Genomic DNA, 608 nt, shown 5'->3' on the forward strand with positions numbered 1-608 from the left:
TCTTTTCCAATGGATAAACTGTGGGAGTGATCCTGTCAACCTCGGAACGCAAGGGCAGCGCGCGCGAGCGACTCCTGGCACGGCTTCTCGACGCCTTCGGCGAGGCCCTGCCCCCGCCGGAGATGTCGCTCCGTGAGATCGCCGCCCGGATCGAGACCAGCCACGCCCTGCTGCGCTACCACTTCGGGTCACTCTGGGGCGCCTTGGCCGCCATGCTCAAGGCGCAGCGATCCCGTGACAACGAGGCACTTCTGGAGGCCGCCCAGCAGGGCACCTTCGACGATTTCGTCGGGGCGATCTGGCGTACTTACACCCGGCCGGAGCAGCTGTCGCGTGTCCGCGGCTTCTTCTACGTCGTCGGACTGGCCGCGTACGGCCCCGAGGACTTCCGTGAGGTCGTGGAGTCGATCGGCGACCTGACCGCGATGTTGTCCTCACTCGCGGAACGCGAAGGGCTCGAGGCGAAGGAAGCGCGGGATGTGGCCACCGTCACCGTTGCCGCGATTCGCGGCCTCCTCCTGCAGGAACTCCTCACTCCCGGAACCCGCTCGGACGACGCGGTCACCTTGATCCTGCGCATGAAGGAGGGCCGACCCGCTCCACGATCA

At 66.6% G+C, this 608-nt stretch carries 1 protein-coding gene; it reads left to right on the forward strand.

Features of this window, described 5'->3' with window-relative positions:
- Positions 1–26 precede the first annotated feature (26 nt).
- The coding region (locus BBH68_RS38805) for a TetR/AcrR family transcriptional regulator (protein WP_065968591.1) at positions 27–608 on the forward strand (582 nt) is incomplete at its 3' end.

The organism is Streptomyces sparsogenes (assembly GCF_001704635.1).
Taxonomy (GTDB): domain Bacteria; phylum Actinomycetota; class Actinomycetes; order Streptomycetales; family Streptomycetaceae; genus Streptomyces; species Streptomyces sparsogenes.